Annotated in this window: 1 protein-coding gene; it reads right to left on the bottom strand. The window is 67.3% G+C overall.

Annotated elements, in window-relative coordinates:
- Positions 1 to 419 (bottom strand): TerB family tellurite resistance protein (locus tag CBX98_RS25490; RefSeq protein ID WP_197710249.1); only part of this gene is annotated, 419 nt, incomplete at both ends.

The following is a 419-nucleotide window of genomic DNA, read 5'->3' as shown; positions in this document are numbered from 1 at the left end:
CACCGTCTCGATGACGACATCGATCACGGGGAAAGCGTGGTCGCGGCGATGGCCGACCCACTGGCGCAGCTCGTCGATCACCTCGGCCGCGTTGAACTCCGGCTGCTTGCCTTCGTTGAACGCGCCGACCGCAACCGTACGCTGGTCCTGGTCCAGGCCCATGCGCGCCATGAGGCGTTCGGCGATGGCGATCTCCGCTTCGGAGATGCGTCCGTCCGCCTTGGCCACCGCGCCGATCAGCGCGAACAGCGGCGAGATGTAGCCGCCTTGCGCGGGCGCGCGCCGGCGCTGGCTCTGCTGGCGGCTGGCGTCGAACATGAAACCGAGGGCGCCGCCGATAAGCGCGCCGAGCAGGTTGTGGGTTAACCAGAAGCCGCCGAAGAGGCCGATGAACGTAGCGTAGAAATTCATGGAGCCGC

This window comes from Vibrio sp. T9 (genome assembly GCF_003123985.1).
In the GTDB taxonomy this organism is placed as follows: Bacteria; Pseudomonadota; Gammaproteobacteria; order Enterobacterales; family Vibrionaceae; genus Vibrio; species Vibrio diabolicus.
This window is presented reverse-complemented; position numbering and strand designations above follow the sequence as displayed.